Genomic DNA, 17,240 nt, shown 5'->3' with positions numbered 1-17,240 from the left:
GCCGGCCGGTGCGGGCCGGGCGGGGTCAGTGCGCGGTGCCCGGGTCCGCGGGGCGCCAGGCGTAGCGGTGTTCCGGGCGGCCCGTTTCGCCGTAGCGCAGGGCGAGGGTGACCCGGCCCGTTCGGTCCAGGAGCTTGAGGTAGCGCTGGGCGGTCTGGCGGCTGATGCCGGCGCGGTCGGCGATCTGCTGGGTGGACAGGGGGCCCTCGGCCGTGCGCAGGACCTGGCGGACCAGGTCGGCGGTGGTGGAGGAGTGGCCCTTGGGGAGGTCGTTGGGGGTGCCGGCCGAGGCCAGGGCGCCGAAGATGCGGTCCACCTCGGACTGTTCGGCCTCGCCGCCGGTGTCCAGGGCGTGGCGCAGCTTCCCGTACGCCTCCAGGCGGGCCTGGAGGCCGGCGAAGGTGAACGGCTTGACCATGTACTGGAGTGCGCCGAGACGCATGGCGGCCTGGACGGTGGCCAGGTCGCGGGCGGCAGTGACCATGATCACGTCGGTGTGGCGGCCCTGTTGGCGCAGGCGACGGACCAGGTCCAGGCCGTTCTCGTCGGGCAGGTAGTGGTCCAGGAGGATCAGGTCGACGGCGTGGGTGTCGATGAACGCCAGTGCCTCGGCCGCGGAATGCGCCTGGGCGATCACCCGGAAACCGGGAACCTTCGCCACGTAGGCCGCGTTGATCCGGGCAACACGCATGTCGTCGTCGACGACCAATACGTGAATCGGGGACTCGTTCATCGCAGGGCCTCCGGGAGTACGACGGAGAACTCCGCCCCTCCGTCCGCTGTCTCGCCGGCCCGGACCGTACCGCCCTGCCGCTCCGCGAGGCGGCGTACGAGCGCGAGTCCCAGGCCGCGCTCGCGGTGGGCCTTGGGCTGTTTCGTCGACCAGCCCTCGGTGAAGATCTCTTCGCGGCGGTCGGCGGGGACCCCTGGGCCGCTGTCCCGGACGCGGAGGATCGCCGTACGGCCCTCGGCGCGCAGCTCGACCTCGACCAGGGGCGCCGCCGAGCCGACCGCGGCGTCCAGGGCGTTGTCCACCAGGTTGCCCGTGATGGTGACGAGGCCGCCGGGGTCGGCCACCCGGTCGGGCAGCAGCGTGGAGTCGGCGAGGCGCAGGGGGACGCCGCGTTCGGCTGCGACGGTGGCCTTGCCCACCAGGAGGGCGGCCAGGAGCGGGTCCCGGATCTTCTCGGTGACCTGTTCGGCGGTGGTGCGGTGGACTCCGACGACCTCGGTGACGAACTCCACGGCCTCCTCGTACAGGCCGAGCTCCAGTAGGCCGAGGAGGGTGTGGAGCCGGTTGGCGTGCTCGTGGTCCTGCGCGCGCAGGGCGTCGATCAGGCCCCGGGTGGAGTCCAGCTCGCGGCCGAGGTGCTCCAGTTCCGTGCGGTCGCGCAGGGTGGCGACGGCTCCGCCGTCCTCGGTGGGCATCCGGTTGGCGACCAGTACCCGGGGGCCCTGGACGGTGAGCAGGTCGCGGCCGATGACCCGGCCGGTGAGGACCTCGGTGGTGCGGCCCGCGCCGAGTACGTCGTCCAGCGCGCGCCCCGCGACGGCGGCCGCGGTGTCCGGGGCGAGGCCGAGCAGCCGGGCGGCCTCGTCGTTGACCAGCCGGATCCTGCCGTCCCGGTCGAGGGCGATCACTCCCTCGCGGATGGAGTGCAGCATCGCCTCGCGCTCCGCGAGGAGGCCGGCGATATCGGAGAAGGCCAGGTCACGGGTCTGGCGCTGGATCCGGCGGGACAGCAGGTAGGCGGCGAGCGCGCCCACCGCCAGAGCGCCGCCCGCGTAGGCGAGCAGGCCGGGGATGGCGCCGGTCAGCCGGTCGCGGACGCTGTCGTAGGCGATGCCGACCGACACGGCGCCGACGATCTCCCCGTCGGCGGCGAGGAGCGGGACCTTGCCCCGGGCCGAGCGGCCCAGGGTGCCCTCGTCGATCTCCATGACCTCGCGTCCCGCCAGAGCGTCGCTCGGGTCGGTGGAGACCGGCAGGCCGATGAGCCCGGGGCTGGGGTGGGAGCGGCGGATGCCCTGGAGGTCGAGCACGACCACGTACTCGGCGCCGGTGGCCCGGCGGATCCGTTCTGCTGAAGCCTGCACCGGGCCTTCCGCGTCCGGTCCGGAGGCCAGCAGGTCGGAGCCCAGCGACGGGTCGGCCGCGGCGCTCTGAGCGATGGCGAGGGCGCGCCGCATGGCCTGGTCGTCCAGTTGGGCACTGAGCGGTGCCAGGAAGAGCCCCGTGGCGAGCACCGCGACCCCGGCGGCGATGGCGAGCTGGGTGAGCAGGATCTGGGAGACGGCCCGTCTGGGCAGCCCGAGGCGCCGAGCGCTCATGTGGAGGAACCGCATGACTAGCAACCGTAGGTCGGCTTCGGCATAAGCGGAATTTCTCCAGGGCACGCAAATCGCTTGCGTTATTTGCGCCCAGCTTGCGCAAGTGATGACGGCATAAAAGTGCGGTCAGAGCAGTAGACGATGCGGCAAAGCTCTGCAACTCTCGCACGGCACACCGCAAATTCCTATCTCACCTGGTTCAGAAAACTCATGTCGAGGGACGAGGACATATGAGAAGGCTCAACTGGAGGTGGCGGGTCCTGGCCGCCCTCCTCAGCACGGCGCTGATGATGATCAGCTGGCCCGCCCTGACCGCCGCAGCCGCCGGCGGTCCGAGCATCGCCGCGGGCAGGCCCGCCGCCGCGAGCAGTACCAACGGCTCCTACGGCGCCGCCAACGTCACCGACGGCAACCAGTCCACGTACTGGGAGAGCTCCGGCAGCACGTTCCCGCAGTGGGTCCAGACCGACCTCGGGGCCACGACCCGGATCGATCAGGTGGTGCTCAAGCTGCCCGCCGCCTGGGAGAGCCGGAGTCAGATCCTGTCCGTCCAGGGCAGCGCCGACGGCACCGGCTTCACCACGCTGGTGAACTCGGCCACGTACTCCTTCGGACAGGGCAACGGGAACACGGTCACCATCACCCTCCCGGCCACCCAGACCCGGTTCGTCCGGATCGACATCACCGCCAACACCGGCTGGCAGGCCGCCCAGCTGTCCGAACTCGAGGTCCGCGCCCCCGGCGAGTCCTCGGTCAACCTGGCACTCGGCAAGACCCTGACCGCGAGCAGCCACACCCAGGTCTACGGTCCGGCCAACGCCAACGACGGCAACACGGCCAGCTACTGGGAGAGCGTCAACAACGCCATGCCGCAGTGGATCCAGGCCGACCTCGGCGCCTCCGTACGCGTGGACCGCGTCGTCCTGCGACTGCCCGAGAACTGGGGCGCCCGCACCCAGACGCTGAAGATCCAGGGCAGCGCCAACGGCTCGGACTTCACCGACCTGACCGCCTCGAAGGCGTACGAGTTCAACGCCGCCGGCGGCAACGCCGTGACCATCACCTTCGACGCGGCGACCACCCGCCACCTGCGCGTCCGGATATCGGCCAACTCCGTACAGCCGGGCGGCCAGCTCTCCGAGCTGGAGATCTACGGTCCGCAGAGCGGTGACACCCAGGCGCCGACCGCCCCCACCGAGCTCGCCTACACCGAGCCCGCCACCGGTCAGGTCAAGCTCACCTGGAAAGCCGCCACCGACAACACCGGCGTCACCGGCTACGACGTCTATGCCGACAACCAGCTGCGCACGAGCGTCGCGGGCAACGTCACCACCTACACCGACACGCAGCCCGCCGGCGCGAGCGTCACCTACTTCGTCCGGGCCAAGGACGCGGCCGGCAACCAGTCGCCGGACAGCAACACCGTCACCCGCGCCGGGGGCGCCGGCGACACCCAGGCCCCGACCGCCCCCGGGAACCTGACCCTCACCCAACCCGCCGCCGACCAGGTCAAACTGGCCTGGCTGGCCTCCACCGACAACGTGGCCGTCACCGGCTACGAGGTGTACGCCAACAACGTGCTGCGCACGACGGTCGCGGGCAACGCCACCGGCTACACCGACACCCAGCCCGCCTCCGCCACCGTCAGCTACTTCGTCCGGGCCAAGGACGCGGCGGGCAACCGCTCCGGCGACAGCAACACCGTCACCCGAAACGGCACCGGAGGCGGCGGCTCCAACCTGGCCGTCGGCAAGCCCGTCAGCGGCTCCTCCGTGATCCACACCTTCGTCGCGGAGAACGCGAACGACAACAGCACGACCACCTACTGGGAGGGCGCGGCCGGAGCCTATCCGAGCACCCTGACGGTCAGGCTCGGCGCCAACGCCGACGTCGACCGGCTGGTCCTCAAGCTCAACCCCGACAGCTCCTGGGCCACCCGCACCCAGAACATCCAGGTCCTCGGCCGCGAGCAGAGCGCCTCGGGCTTCACCGCACTGGTCGCCGCGAAGGACTACGTCTTCGACCCGGCGGCCGGAGGCAACACCGTCACCATCCCGCTGACCGCCCGCGTCGCGGACGTCCAGCTGCGCTTCACCGCCAACACCGGCTCCTCCAACGGCCAGATCGCGGAGTTCCAGGTCATCGGAGTCCCCGCACCCAACCCCGACCTGGAGATCACCGCGCTGAGCGCCGCCCCGGCCGCGCCGGTCGAGTCGGACTCCGTCACGCTGTCCGCCACCGTCCGCAACAGCGGGCCCGCTCCGGCCGCCGCCACCGCCGTGACCTTCCAGCTCGGTGGCACGAAGGCCGGTACGGCCGACGTACCCGCCCTCGCCGCGGGCGCCATCGCCACCGTCACCACCGGCATCGGCGCCCGCGACGCCGGTACGTACCCTCTGAGCGCGGTGGTGGACGCGGCGAACACGGTCATCGAGCAGAACGACACCAACAACACCTTCACCGGGACCCCGCTGGTGGTGCGCCCGGTGGACAGCTCCGACCTGGTGGCCTCCGCCGTCGGCTGGTCACCGGGCTCCCCGTCCGCCGGCCAGGCGGTGAACTTCACCGTCACCGTCAAGAACCAGGGCAGCGTCGCGGCGGCCTCCGGCACACACGGGATCACCCTCACCTTGCAGGACGCGGGCGGCGCGACCGTCCGTACGCTGACGGGCTCCTTCAGCGGCGCCCTCGCGGCGGGTGCCTCCTCGGCGCCGGTCGCGCTCGGCAGCTGGCCCGCGGCGAACGGCAAGTACACCGTCAAGGTGATCCTCGCCGACGATGCCAACGAACTGCCGGTCAAGCGCGCGAACAACACCTCCACCAAGCCGCTCTTCGTGGGCCGCGGGGCGAACATGCCCTTCGACATGTACGAGGCGGAGGACGGCGCGGTCGGCGGCGGGGCCAGCGTCGTCGGCCCCAACCGCACCATCGGCGATATCGCGGGAGAGGCCTCGGGCCGCAAGGCGGTCAGCCTCGACGCGACGGGCGAGTACGTCGAGTTCACCACCCGGGCGGCCACCAACACCCTGGTCACCCGCTTCTCCATCCCGGACGCCCCGGGCGGCGGAGGAATCGACTCCACGATCAACGTGTACGTCAACGGCACCCTCAGGAAGGTCCTGCCGCTGACCTCCAAGTACGCCTGGCTGTACGGCGCCGAGGCCTCACCGGGCAACTCGCCCGGCTCCGGCGCGCCGCGCCACATCTACGACGAGGCGAACATCCTGCTGGGCGAGACCGTCCCCCAGGGCAGCAGGATCCGGCTCCAGAAGGACGCGTCCAACACCTCCACGTACGCCATCGACTTCGTGAGCCTGGAGCAGGCCACCGCGATCGCGAACCCGGACCCGGCCACGTACACCGTGCCCGCCGGCTTCACCCACCAGGACGTGCAGAACGCCCTGGACAAGGTCCGGATGGACACCACCGGCAAGCTCGCCGGGGTCTACCTGCCGCCGGGGGAATACCAGACGGCGAGCAAGTTCCAGGTGTACGGCAAGGCCGTGCAGGTGGTCGGCGCCGGACCGTGGTTCACCCGCTTCCACGCCCCGGACACCCAGGACAACACCGACATCGGCTGGCGCGCGGAGGGCACGGCCAAGGGGTCCTCCTTCTCCGGATTCGCCTACTTCGGCAACTACACCTCGCGCATCGACGGGCCGGGGAAGGTCTTCGACTTCGCCAATGTCGGCGACATCGTCATCGACAACATCTGGAACGAGCACATGGTGTGCCTCTACTGGGGCGCCAACACCGACCGGATCACGATCAAGAACTCGCGGATCCGTGACATGTTCGCCGACGGCATCAACATGACCAACGGCAGCACCGACAACCTCGTGACCAACAACGAGGCGCGGGCCACGGGCGACGACAGCTTCGCGCTGTTCTCCGCGATCGACGCGGGCGGCGCGGACATGAAGAACAACGTCTACGAGAACCTGACCACGATCCTGACCTGGAGGGCAGCGGGTGTCGCCGTCTACGGCGGCTTCAACAACACCTTCCGCAACATCCACATCGCGGACACCCTGGTCTATTCGGGAATCACCATCAGCTCCCTGGACTTCGGGTACCCGATGAACGGATTCGGGACCGATCCGACGACCTTCGAGAACATCTCGATCGTCCGGTCCGGCGGGCACTTCTGGGGGGCGCAGACCTTCCCCGGAATCTGGGTCTTCTCGGCCTCCAAGGTGTTCCAGGGGATCCGGATCAACAACGTCGACATCGTCGACCCGACGTACAGCGGCATCATGTTCCAGACGCAGTACGTCGGCGGTCAGCCCGTCAATCCCATCAAGGACACCGTCCTCAAGGACATCACCATCACGGGGGCGAAGAAGAGCGGCGACGCCTTCGACGCGAAGTCCGGCTTCGGCCTCTGGGCGAACGAGATGCCCGAGGCGGGGCAGGGTCCGGCGGTCGGTGAGGTCACGATCCAGAACCTGCGGATGAGCGACAACGCCGTGGACGTACGGAACACGACGTCCACGTTCAGGATCAACCAGCTGCCGTAGCGGGCGGCGGCGGGCCGGCGGGGTGTCCCTTTTCGGGGGTGCTCCGCCGGCCTCGGCGGTGGTGCCGGCGGGCTGCCTGCGGGGTCCCGCGGGGTGCGCTCGCGGGTGCCGCGCGGGCCTTCCCGGGAGGGGTCTCCATCGGTCAAACTGGCCGTAAAGGAACTGCAAGCGACTTGCATTTCTTGCGCTACTCTTGCGCTCATGACGCGACGACTTGCTCAAGTGGCGAAGAAGGTGGGAGTCAGCGAGGCAACGGTCAGCCGGGTGCTCAACGGCAAGCCGGGCGTCTCGGAGGCGACCCGACAGTCCGTGCTCACGGCCCTCGACGTGCTCGGCTACGAGCGCCCCACGCAGCTGCGCGGCGAACGCGCGAGGCTCGTCGGACTGGTGCTGCCGGAGCTGCAGAACCCCATCTTCCCGGCCTTCGCCGAGGTCATCGGCGGCGCGCTGGCACAGCAGGGGCTGACCCCGGTGCTGTGCACCCAGACCACCGGCGGGGTCTCCGAGGCCGACTACGTGGAGCTCCTGCTCCAGCAGCAGGTGTCCGGAGTGGTCTTCGCCGGCGGGCTCTTCGCGCAGGCCGACGCACCGCACGAGCACTACCGGCTGCTGTCCGAGCGCAAGGTTCCGGTGGTGCTCATCAACGCCTCCATCGAGGACCTCGGCTTCCCCTGCGTCGCCTGCGACGACGCCGTCGCCGTCGAGCAGGCCTGGCGCCACCTGGCATCCCTGGGGCACGAGCGGATCGGCCTGGTGCTGGGGCCGCCCGACCACATCCCCTCCCTGCGCAAGCTGGCGGCGGCCCAGACCGTGGCCGCCGCGGCCGGCGCCGAGCTGCCCGCCGCCCACGTGGAGCGGACCCTGTTCTCCCTGGAGGGCGGGCACGCGGCGGCCTCCAGGCTGCTGGACCGCGGGATCACCGGCATCATCTGCGCGAGTGATCCGCTGGCCCTCGGGGCGGTACGGGCGGCCCGCCGCCGCGGCCTCGACGTGCCCCGGGAGATCTCGGTGGTCGGATACGACGACTCGGCGTTCATGAACTGCACCGAGCCCCCGCTCACCACCGTCCGGCAGCCGATCGAGGCGATGGGCCGGGCCGCCGTGGAGCTGCTCACCGCCCAGATCCAGGGCGCCGCCGTACAGCCGGGAGAGCTGCTCTTCGAGCCCGAGCTGGTGGTCCGCGGCTCCACCGCGCAAGCCCCGCGCCGGTAACTCGTACCGCCTCCGCGCGCTCCGTCCAGGGCTCCGGAACGTCCCCAGGGACGTTTCGGAGCCCTTTTTGCGTCTCCTGTCCGCAGTGCCCGGCGCATCGATGTCAGTCTCTTACGAAATCTGCGCGAGATATTGCGTTCATCTGTCGACGGTGATTGAGTGTGCCCCGCTCGCCCCCACGCCTCCTGTTCGATGCTCGAAGGGGACCACCGATGAGAACCAACGTCCGCCGCAACGTCGCGGCCGCCCTCGTCTCCGCGCTCGCCGTCGGCGCCCTCGCGGCCTGCGGTACGAGCAGCAGCGGCGACGACCCGAAGGAGAAGCCGAGCGGCGGCGCCACCGACGCCTCCGCCCCGCTCGACCCGAAGACCAAGGTCACCATCTCCATCGACTGCATGCCGCCCGCGGCCAAGGCGGCCGAGCTCAAGGAGTGGAAGGAGGACGTGGCGGAGTTCAACAAGACCTACCCGAACGTCACCGTCGAAGGTCGGTCGACGCCCGGACAGTGCCTGGAGCCCCCGCGCTTCACCGCGATGCTCAAGGCCAAGTCCCAGCCGGACGTCTTCTACGCCTACTTCACCGACCTGAAGCAGGTGCTCGACAACGACGGGGCCGAGGACATCTCGGCGTACGTCACCCCCAAGACCGTCCCCGCGATCGACGACATCGACAAGAACGTCCTGAACGTCCTCAAGCAGGACGGCAAGCTCTACGGCGTCCCCACCAGCAACTACACGATGGGCCTGCTCGTCAACCGAAAGCTCTTCCAGCAGGCGGGCCTCGACCCCGACTCCCCGCCGCGCAACTGGGAAGAGGTCCGGGCCGCCGCGAAGAAGATCGCGGCCCTGGGCAACGGCGTCGCCGGATTCGGCGAGTACAGCGTCGAGAACACCGGCGGCTGGCACTACACGGCCACCATGTACGGCATGGGCGGCGACATCGTCGGCACCGACGGCAAGGCGGCCTTCAACAACGCCACCGGCAAACAGATCGTCGAGAACCTCAGGGCCATGCGCTGGGAGGACGACAGCATGGGCAAGACCCAGCTGCTCAAGTGGGGCGACCTGCAGAAGCAGATGGCCTCGGACAAGCTCGGGATGTTCCTCGCCGCGCCCGACGACATCACGTACATGGTCCAGCAGCTCGGCGCCAAGTACGAGAACTTCGGCATGGGACCGGTCCCCGGCGGCGCGTCCACGCTGTCCGGCGGCAACGGCTACATGATCAAGAAGGGCAGTTCGCCCGACAAGGTCAAGGCCGCCATCGCCTGGCTGAACTTCAAGACCCTCGCGGTCGGCAAGGGCCAGTTCCAGTACGACCGCAGCAAGGCCGACGGCCTGCCGGTCGGCCTCCCGCAGCCCGCCTTCTTCACCGGCGCCAGCAAGACCAAGGACGACGAACTGAAGGCGGCGAGCGCCACGATGCCGGTCGCCAACTTCAAGTCCTTCCTGGACAACCCGGTGCCCGGCAAGGCGGAGCCGCCGAAGGCGCAGGAGGTCTACAAGGTCCTCGACAAGGTGATGTCGGGCGTCCTCACCAACAAGGACGCCAACACCGCGCAGCTGCTGGGCGACGCCGAGAAGGCGGTCAACCAGGTGCTGGCCAACCAGTAGCGGCCCGGGCGGCGCCGGGTGGCCCCGCCCCTCCCCGCCCGGGCCCCGCCCCACCCGGCTCCACACCCCGGCCCGCGTACCGATGGCGACGACCCACCAAGGAGAGCGGCGATGTCGGCCCCCACCCTGCCCGGATCTCCCGGGACCGCCGGACCCCGGACTGCCGGATCCCCCGAGACCGGTGGTTCCCGGACCTCGGCTCCCTCCCGCGAGGCCTTCCGGCGCACGGTCAAGCGGAACCTCACGGCGCACGGCTTCCTGATCGGCGCCGTCCTCTGCTTCTCCTTCTTCTCCTGGTACCCGATGGTCCGGGAGTTCCTGCTGGCCTTCCAGAAGACCGAGGGCGGCGCCACCCGCTGGGTCGGCTGGGACAACTTCGCCTACGTCTTCGGCGACCCGAACTTCTGGCAGGCCTGGCGCAACACCCTGCTCTTCACCGGGCTCGCCCTGCTCTTCGGCTTCGCGGTCCCCTTCGTGGTCGCCGTCGTGCTCAACGAGTTCCGGCACGCGCAGGGCTACCTGCGCCTGCTGGTCTACCTGCCGGTGATGATGCCGCCGGTGGCCTCGATCCTGCTGTTCAAGTACTTCTACGACCCGGGCTACGGCCTCTTCAACAGGATCCTGGCGGCCGTGCACCTGCCGGCCCAGGACTGGCTCCAGTCCACCGACACCGCGATGCTCTCCGTGGTCATCGCCTCGACGTGGATGAACATGGGCGGCGCGACCCTCATCTACCTGGCCGCGCTCCAGGGGATCCCCGGCGAGCTGTACGAGGCCGCCGAGCTCGACGGAGCCGGACTGCTCCGCAAGGTGTGGCACATCACCATCCCGCAGACCCGGCTCATCCTCTCGCTCCTGCTGCTGATGCAGATCATCGCGACCATGCAGGTGTTCGTCGAACCGTTCCTGCTGACCGGCGGCGCCGGACCGGAGGGCTCCACGACCACCGTGGTGGTCCTGATCTACCAGTACGCCTTCAGCTTCAACCAGTACGGCGGCGCGGCCGCCCTGGGCCTGTGCCTGCTCGTGCTGCTCGCGGGGTTTTCCGCCTTGTACGTCCGCCTCAGCCGCGACAACGACAGCTGAAACCGAGTGCTGAGACCGAGTGCTGAGACCGAGCGCCGGCAACGAGAACCGGTGACGAGAGCCGCAAGAAAGCCGAAAGGAGCCCGCCCGTGGCAGAGCGCACGCTCATATCGCCCGCACAGCTGGGCCGCACCCGAGGGAAGGTCCTCTACTGGACCGTCCTCGCCCTGGTCGTCGTCGGCTTCACCCTCGTCTTCCTGGGGCCGCTCTACTGGATGGTCGCCAACGGCCTCAAAAGCACCGAGGAGTTCGCCCAAGTCCCGCCCACCCTGGTCCCGGACTCCCTCCACACGGCCAACTACACGGCCGCCTGGAAGGTCATGGACCTGGCCAAGCTGCTCTTCAACACCCTCTACTACGCCTTCGGGGCCCTGGCCTTCCAGCTCGTCCTGGACGTCGCCGCCGCCTACTCGCTCTCCAGACTGCGGCCCGTGTTCGGCAAAGCGGTCCTCGGCATGATGCTGGCGACCCTGATGATCCCGGCCACCGTCCTCGTCGTACCGCAGTACCTCACGGTCCTGGACATGCCGCTCATCGAGCGGAACCTGCTCAACTCGCCCTGGGTGATATGGCTGCCGTCCGTCACCAACGCCTTCAACATCTTCCTGCTGAAGCGATTCTTCGACTCCATCCCGCAGGAGATCCTCGACGCCGCGGCCATCGACGGCGCGGGCGCGATGCGGACCCTGCGCTCGGTCGTCCTGCCGATGTCCCGCCCCATCCTCGGGGTCGTGTCCATCTTCGCGATCGTCGGGGTCTGGAAGGACTTCCTCTGGCCGATGCTCACCCTCCCCGACCCGGCGCTGCAGACGCTCAACGTCGGCATCTACTCGCTGGCCAGCGGAGTCCCGGAGAACCACCTCATCGCCGCACTCGCGATGGCCTGCGCCCCCACGCTCGTCATCTTCCTGATCTTCCAGCGCAACATCATGAGCGGCCTGACGGCAGGGTCCCTGAAGGGCTGAGCCCCCAAGGGCGCCGCGCCCGGCCGCCCCCCGTGAAAGGACCCCTTCGTGGCTGACTTTCCCCTGCCCGCAGACGACGCCGACTGGTGGCGCTCGGCCGCCATCTACCAGGTGTACGTACGCAGCTTCGCGGACGGCGACGGGGACGGCACCGGCGACCTCGCAGGCGTCCGGGCCCGCCTCCCGTACCTCGCCGAACTCGGAGTGGACGCCCTGTGGTTCACCCCCTGGTACCTCTCGCCGCTCGCGGACGGCGGCTACGACGTCGCCGACTACCGCAGCATCGACCCCGCCTTCGGCACCCTCGCGGAGGCCGAGAAGCTCATCGCGGAGGCCCGTGAGCTGGGCATCCGCACCATCGTCGACATCGTCCCGAACCACGTGTCCGACCAGCACGCCTGGTTCAGGGCCGCCCTCGCCGCCGGCCCCGGCAGCCCGGAGAGGGAGCTGTTCCACTTCCGCCCCGGCCGCGGTGAGCACGGCGAACTGCCGCCCGGGGACTGGCCCTCGCAGTTCAACGGCGCCGCCACCTGGACGCAGGTACCGGACGGGGAGTGGTACCTGCACCTGTTCACTCCGCAGCAGCCCGACCTGAACTGGGACCATCCCGCCGTCCGCCGGGAACACGAGGAGGTGCTGCGCTTCTGGTTCGAGCGAGGGGTGTCCGGAGTACGGATCGACTCGGCAGCCCTGCTCGCGAAGGACCCGGCCCTGCCCGACCTGGCCGGGCGCTCGCCCGGGCCCTGGCCCGGCGAGACCCACCCGTACATCGACCGCGACGAACTGCACGCCATCTACCGGTCCTGGCGTGCCGTCGCCGACGAGTACGGGGCCGTCTTCGTCGGCGAGGTCTGGCTGCCGGACTCCGAGCGGTTCGCCCGCTACCTGCGGCCCGACGAACTGCACACCGCCTTCAACTTCTCCTTCCTCAGCTGCCCTTGGGACGCGGCCCGGCTGCGCACCACCATCGAGGAGACCCTCGCCGAGCACGCCCCGGTCGGAGCGCCCGCCACCTGGGTGCTGTGCAACCACGACGTGACCCGCACCGTCACCCGCTACGGCCGCGCCGACACCGGCTTCGACTTCGCTGCCAAGGCCTTCGGGACCCCCACCGACCTGGCGCTCGGCACCCGGCGGGCGCGTGCCGCCGCCCTGCTGACGCTCGCCCTGCCCGGCGCCGTGTACATCTACCAGGGCGAGGAACTCGGACTTCCGGAAGCTGAGGTACCGCTCAGCCGTATTCAGGACCCGATGCACTTCCGCTCGGGCGGGACCGACCCCGGGCGGGACGGCTGCCGGGTCCCGCTGCCTTGGACCGCCGAGCCCTGGAACGACCCCTGGCTGCCCCAGCCCGCGGACTGGTCCACGTACGCCGCCGACCACCAGGACGGCGACCCGGACTCGATGCTCACCCTCTACCGGACGGCCCTCGGGCTGCGCCGAGCGGCGCGCGGGTTCGGCGGCGGCTCGCTGGAGTGGCTGCACGCGCCGCCCGGGGTGCTCGCCTTCGGCCGCCCCGACGGGCTGATCTGCGTGGTCAACCTGTCCGACGGTCCGGTCCCGCAGCCGGACCGTACCCAGCTCCTGCTGGGCAGTTCCGCCCTGGACGACGCGGGGCTGCTCCCGCGGGACACGGCGGTCTGGCTGCGGACCTGACGCCGCAGCCGGACCGCCGGCGCCACAGCCCGCACCGCCGCACCACAGCACGTACCCCCGCACCACAGCCCGCACCGCCGCACCACTGCTGCACGAACCCTCGTACGACTCCTCACAGCCGCCCGTGCACCCCCACGCATGGAGAGGTCCACACCGTCATGAGCGCAGCACGTATCGCAGCACGCGGCAGGCCGACGAGCGCCCTGCTCGCCGGTCTGGCCGCCACGGCCGTCCTGGCCACCACCGCGTTCCTCGGGGCCGCCGCGGCCCTCCCCTTGCCGACGGCGAGCTCAGCCCCGGCCGTCGCCCCGGCCGTGCTGTCACCGCTGGAGGTGCCGGGGCGCGGGGCGAGCGTCCCCTTCACCGAGCAGGAGGCGGAGCGGGCGGCCACCAACGGTTCGGTGATCGGCCCCGACCGCACCTATACGAGCCTGCCCGCCGAGGCCTCCGGCCGTAGCGCCGTCCGGCTGGACGCGGCGGGGGAGTACGTGGAGTTCACGCTGGAGCGACCCGCGAACGCGATGAGCGTGCGGTACTCGGTCCCGGACAACGGGTCCGGTACGGGGATCAGCGCGCCCGTCGAGCTGAAGCTGGACGGGAGCAAGCTCAAGGACATGGAGTTCACCTCCAGGTACAGCTGGTTCTACGGCAGCTACCCCTTCACCAACCAGCCGGGCGACAAACCTCACCACTTCTACGAGGAGACCCGCACGCTCTTCGGGAGGACCCTGCCGGTGGGCTCCAAGGTCCGGATCACCCTGCCCTCGGTCGGCGCCACCCCGTGGGCCGTGGTGGACCTGGCCGACTTCGAGGAGGTCGGGGCGGCCGTGGCCAGGCCGGCCGGTTCGCTCTCGGTCACCGAATTCGGGGCCGACCCGAACGGCTCCGCCGACTCCACGGCCGCCTTCCAGCAGGCGGTGGACGCGGGCCGGTCCCAGGCGAAGGCGGTGTGGATCCCGCAGGGCACCTTCAAGCTCACCGACCACGTGGTGGTCGACGAGGTGACCCTGCGCGGAGCCGGACCCTGGTACTCCGTCCTGACCGGCCGCCACCCCACCGACCGCAACCGCGCCGCCGGGATCTACGGAAAGTACGTACAGGGCGGCGGCTACGGCGGCCGGATACGCGCTCACGAGGCGGGCGGGCCGAGCAGGCACGTCACGTTGAAGGACTTCGCCATCATCGGCGAGATCGGTGAGCGCGTCGACGACGACCAGGTCAACGCCATCGGCGGCGCGATGAGCGACTCCGTCGTGGACAACGTGTGGATGCAGCGGACCAAGGTCGGGGCCTGGATGGACGGCCCGATGGACAACTTCCACATCAGGAACAGCCGGATCCTCGACCAGACGGCGGACGGGGTGAACTTCCACTGGGGCGTCACCAACTCCTCGGTCGAGAACACCTTCCTGCGCAACCTCGGTGACGACGGTCTGGCGATGTGGGCCGACACCAGGCCCAACGTCGCCAACTCGTTCGCGCACAACACGGTCGTCCTGCCGATCCTCGCCAACAACATCGCGGTCTACGGCGGCAAGGACATCTCGGTGACCGACAACGTGGTCGCGGAGACGCTGACCAACGGCGGCGGCCTGCACGTCGGCAACCGGTACCCGGGGGTCACCCCCGGACAGGGCACCGACGTACAGGGCACCTTCACGCTGGCCCGGAACACCCTGATCCGGACCGGGAACACCGATTACGGCTGGAACTTCCCGATCGGGGCGGTCTGGTTCGACAGCCGGGCGAGCTCGATCGACAAGGCGACGATCAACGTCACCGACAGCGCCATCCTGGACAGCTCGTACGCGGCCATCCACTTCGTGTCCGGGACCACCAAGGGCGTCCGGTTCGACAACATCGACATCGACCGGACGGGGACCTTCGCGCTCCAGTTCAACGACCCTGCCGAACTGTCGATGACGAACGTCCGGGCCACCGGTATGGGGTTCGCGGAGCCCGTCTACAGCTGCCTGGGCTCTCAGCTGAAGCTCACCCAGGGAAGCGGCAACTCCGGCTGGAACACCAAGCTGCCGAACACCTACTGCGGACCGTTCCCGCCGGCCGCCCAGCAGCCGGTTCCGACCCCGACACCGACCCCCACGCCCACTCCCACGCCCACTCCGACCCCGACTCCGACGCCCGATCCCACGCGGAACCTCGCCCTGGGCCGGCCGGTGACCGGGACCTCCCACACCCAGGTCTACGACGCGGCCAAGGCGGTGGACGGTGACCCGAACAGCTACTGGGAGAGCGCCAACAACGCCTTCCCGCAGTCCCTCACCGTGGACCTCGGCGCCACCACCACCGTCAAGCGCGTCGTCCTGGAACTGCCGCCGCCCGCCGCCTGGGCGGCCAGGACGCAGACCCTCTCCCTGCTCGGCAGCGCCGACGGGGCGAACTTCACCACCGTGGTCCCCTCGCAGAGCCTCCGCTTCGACCCCGCGACGGGGAACAGGGTGACCCTCGCCCTTCCGGACGGCACGAGCGTGCGCCACCTGCGGCTGACCGTCACCGGCAACACCGGCTGGCCCGCCGGGCAGATCGGCGAGTTCGAGGCGTACGCGGGCTGACCCGCGACCCGCCCGGAAGGCGCCCCGCCCGTCACGGCATCGGCTGTGGCGGGCGGGGGCCCTGGTACTGCCCGCTCGGCCGCATCCGCAGCGGCCGCTCCTGGTACTCCTCCAGCGCGTGCGCGATCCAGCCGGCCGTCCGGGCCACCGCGAACACCGTCTCCCCGGCCTCCGCGGGCATCCCGCAGGACACCGTCAGCACCGCCAGCGCCAGGTCCACGTTGGGATGCAGCCCGCCCGCGTGCCGGGCCATCACCGCGGCGACGTCCCTGGCCGCGCCCAGCGCCGGGCCGGCCTGGGGCAGCCCCTCCAGCCGGGCGAACAGCGCCCCGGCACGCGGGTCCTCGCCCGTGTACAGGCGGTGGCCGAGCCCCGGTACCCGGCGTCCCGCGCGCAGGTACTCCGCGACCACCGGCGCCGCCCCGCCCCGCTCCAGTACCTCGACCAGCATCCGGTGCGCGAGCCGGCCGGCCGCGCCGTGCAGCGGGCCTTCGAGGGCGCCGAGCCCGGCCGAGACCACCGCGTACGGATGGGCCCGCGCCGACGCGGCCACCCGTACGGCCAGGGTCGAGGCGGCCAGGTCGTGGTCGACCAGCAGGGCGAGCGCCAGGTCGAGCACCGCCAGCGAGTCCGGGTCAGGGTCCCGCGCCGTCAGCCGGGGCCAGAGCTGCCGGGCCAGCCGGGTGTCGCCGCCCCACTGGGCGGGACCCAGCTCGGGCAGGGCGCCGACCAGCGTCGGGATCAGGGAGCGCGCGGAGCCCAGTACGGCCTCCTCGGACAGGTCGAACCGCAGCGGATCCGCCACCGCCGCGGCGGCGACGGCCACCCGCAGCCGGTCCAGCGGCCCGCTGTGCCCGGACAGTGCGGCGACCGCCCGCCGGGCGGCGGCCAGTGCCTCCGGGGGAGCGGTGAACCGGGCCCCGTGCTTCAGGGTCCCCGTCCAGAGCCACTCGGCGACCTCCTCGTAGCGGTACCGCGTGGCCAGCTCCACCGCGTCCACGCCCCGGAAGTAGTACCGGTCGGACTCGATGAGGGTGAGCGAGGTGCGTACGGAGAGCTCTCCGGACGGGGCCGCCGCCGCCGCCTCGCGCCGACTGCGCCCGGCCAGCGCCTCCACCTCGCGCGCGTCGAAGCTGCTGCCGCGTCCGACGGGGTCGCGGCGGCTGCTGAGCAGGCCCCGGCTGACGTACGCGTACACGGTCGCGGGCTTCACCCCGAGCAGTCGCGCCGCTTCCTGGGTGCTGATCCGGTGCCCGCCGTCCGGCTGCTCGTCCATGACGCCCA

Annotated in this window: 10 protein-coding genes; 7 read left to right on the top strand and 3 right to left on the bottom strand. The window is 70.7% G+C overall.

The genetic code is table 11. The annotated features are described in order from the left end of the window. Window positions 1-25: 25 nt before the first annotated feature. Complete coding sequence (locus ACZ4TG_RS22030) at window positions 26-733, bottom strand: DUF7342 family protein (protein ID WP_468165304.1); 708 nt, start codon at window positions 731-733, stop codon at window positions 26-28. Next, the gene (locus ACZ4TG_RS22025) at window positions 730-2,331 is read right to left on the bottom strand and encodes an ATP-binding protein (RefSeq protein ID WP_468165302.1); all 1,602 of its coding nucleotides are present in this window, start codon (window positions 2,329-2,331) and stop codon (window positions 730-732) included. The genes ACZ4TG_RS22030 and ACZ4TG_RS22025 overlap by 4 nt, the downstream gene beginning before the upstream one ends. Window positions 2,332-2,561: 230 nt before the next feature. Here ACZ4TG_RS22025 and ACZ4TG_RS22020 point away from each other — a divergent pair, with 230 nt between their 5' ends. The 7 genes from ACZ4TG_RS22020 to ACZ4TG_RS21990 all read left to right on the top strand — a co-directional run bounded on the left by ACZ4TG_RS22020 (window position 2,562) and on the right by ACZ4TG_RS21990 (window position 15,956). After that, a complete protein-coding gene (locus ACZ4TG_RS22020) occupies window positions 2,562-6,851 on the top strand; it encodes a discoidin domain-containing protein (protein WP_468165299.1) in 4,290 nt (1,429 codons plus the stop codon). Between the two features lie 201 nt (window positions 6,852-7,052). Continuing rightward, complete coding sequence (locus tag ACZ4TG_RS22015; RefSeq protein WP_468165297.1) at window positions 7,053-8,063, top strand: LacI family DNA-binding transcriptional regulator; 1,011 nt, start codon at window positions 7,053-7,055, stop codon at window positions 8,061-8,063. A gap of 212 nt (window positions 8,064-8,275) precedes the next feature. Next, entirely contained in the window at window positions 8,276-9,676 is a 1,401-nt protein-coding gene (locus ACZ4TG_RS22010) for an ABC transporter substrate-binding protein (RefSeq protein ID WP_468165295.1), read from the top strand. Between the two features lie 111 nt (window positions 9,677-9,787). Beyond that, complete coding sequence (locus tag ACZ4TG_RS22005; protein ID WP_468165293.1) at window positions 9,788-10,762, top strand: carbohydrate ABC transporter permease; 975 nt, start codon at window positions 9,788-9,790, stop codon at window positions 10,760-10,762. An 89-nt stretch (window positions 10,763-10,851) separates the two neighbouring features. After that, entirely contained in the window at window positions 10,852-11,727 is an 876-nt protein-coding gene (locus ACZ4TG_RS22000; protein ID WP_468165291.1) for a carbohydrate ABC transporter permease, read from the top strand. 48 nt (window positions 11,728-11,775) lie between these two features. Further along, window positions 11,776-13,383, top strand: coding sequence for a glycoside hydrolase family 13 protein (locus ACZ4TG_RS21995; protein ID WP_468165289.1), 1,608 nt, complete (start codon window positions 11,776-11,778; stop codon window positions 13,381-13,383). Window positions 13,384-13,541: 158 nt separating this feature from the next. Next, window positions 13,542-15,956, top strand: coding sequence for a discoidin domain-containing protein (locus tag ACZ4TG_RS21990; RefSeq protein WP_468165287.1), 2,415 nt, complete (start codon window positions 13,542-13,544; stop codon window positions 15,954-15,956). Window positions 15,957-15,987: 31 nt separating this feature from the next. On the opposite strand, the gene ACZ4TG_RS21985 is transcribed toward ACZ4TG_RS21990, so the two are convergent. Continuing rightward, window positions 15,988-17,232 carry a citrate synthase gene (locus ACZ4TG_RS21985; RefSeq protein ID WP_468165285.1) on the bottom strand — a complete coding sequence of 415 codons (1,245 nt, stop codon included), beginning with the start codon at window positions 17,230-17,232 and terminating at the stop codon, window positions 15,988-15,990. Between the last annotated feature and the right edge of the window lie 8 nt (window positions 17,233-17,240).

It is taken from the genome of Streptomyces sp. NPDC028314 (assembly GCF_055565795.1).
This window is presented reverse-complemented; position numbering and strand designations above follow the sequence as displayed.

Coding starts and splice junctions, on each gene's coding strand:
- ACZ4TG_RS22030 (WP_468165304.1), bottom strand. CDS start 733: ATGAACGAGTCCCCGATTCACGTATTGGTCGTCGACGACGACATGCGT.
- ACZ4TG_RS22025 (WP_468165302.1), bottom strand. CDS start 2,331: ATGAGCGCTCGGCGCCTCGGGCTGCCCAGACGGGCCGTCTCCCAGATC.
- ACZ4TG_RS22020 (WP_468165299.1), top strand. CDS start 2,562: ATGAGAAGGCTCAACTGGAGGTGGCGGGTCCTGGCCGCCCTCCTCAGC.
- ACZ4TG_RS22015 (WP_468165297.1), top strand. CDS start 7,053: ATGACGCGACGACTTGCTCAAGTGGCGAAGAAGGTGGGAGTCAGCGAG.
- ACZ4TG_RS22010 (WP_468165295.1), top strand. CDS start 8,276: ATGAGAACCAACGTCCGCCGCAACGTCGCGGCCGCCCTCGTCTCCGCG.
- ACZ4TG_RS22005 (WP_468165293.1), top strand. CDS start 9,788: ATGTCGGCCCCCACCCTGCCCGGATCTCCCGGGACCGCCGGACCCCGG.
- ACZ4TG_RS21990 (WP_468165287.1), top strand. CDS start 13,542: ATGAGCGCAGCACGTATCGCAGCACGCGGCAGGCCGACGAGCGCCCTG.
- ACZ4TG_RS21985 (WP_468165285.1), bottom strand. CDS start 17,232: ATGGACGAGCAGCCGGACGGCGGGCACCGGATCAGCACCCAGGAAGCG.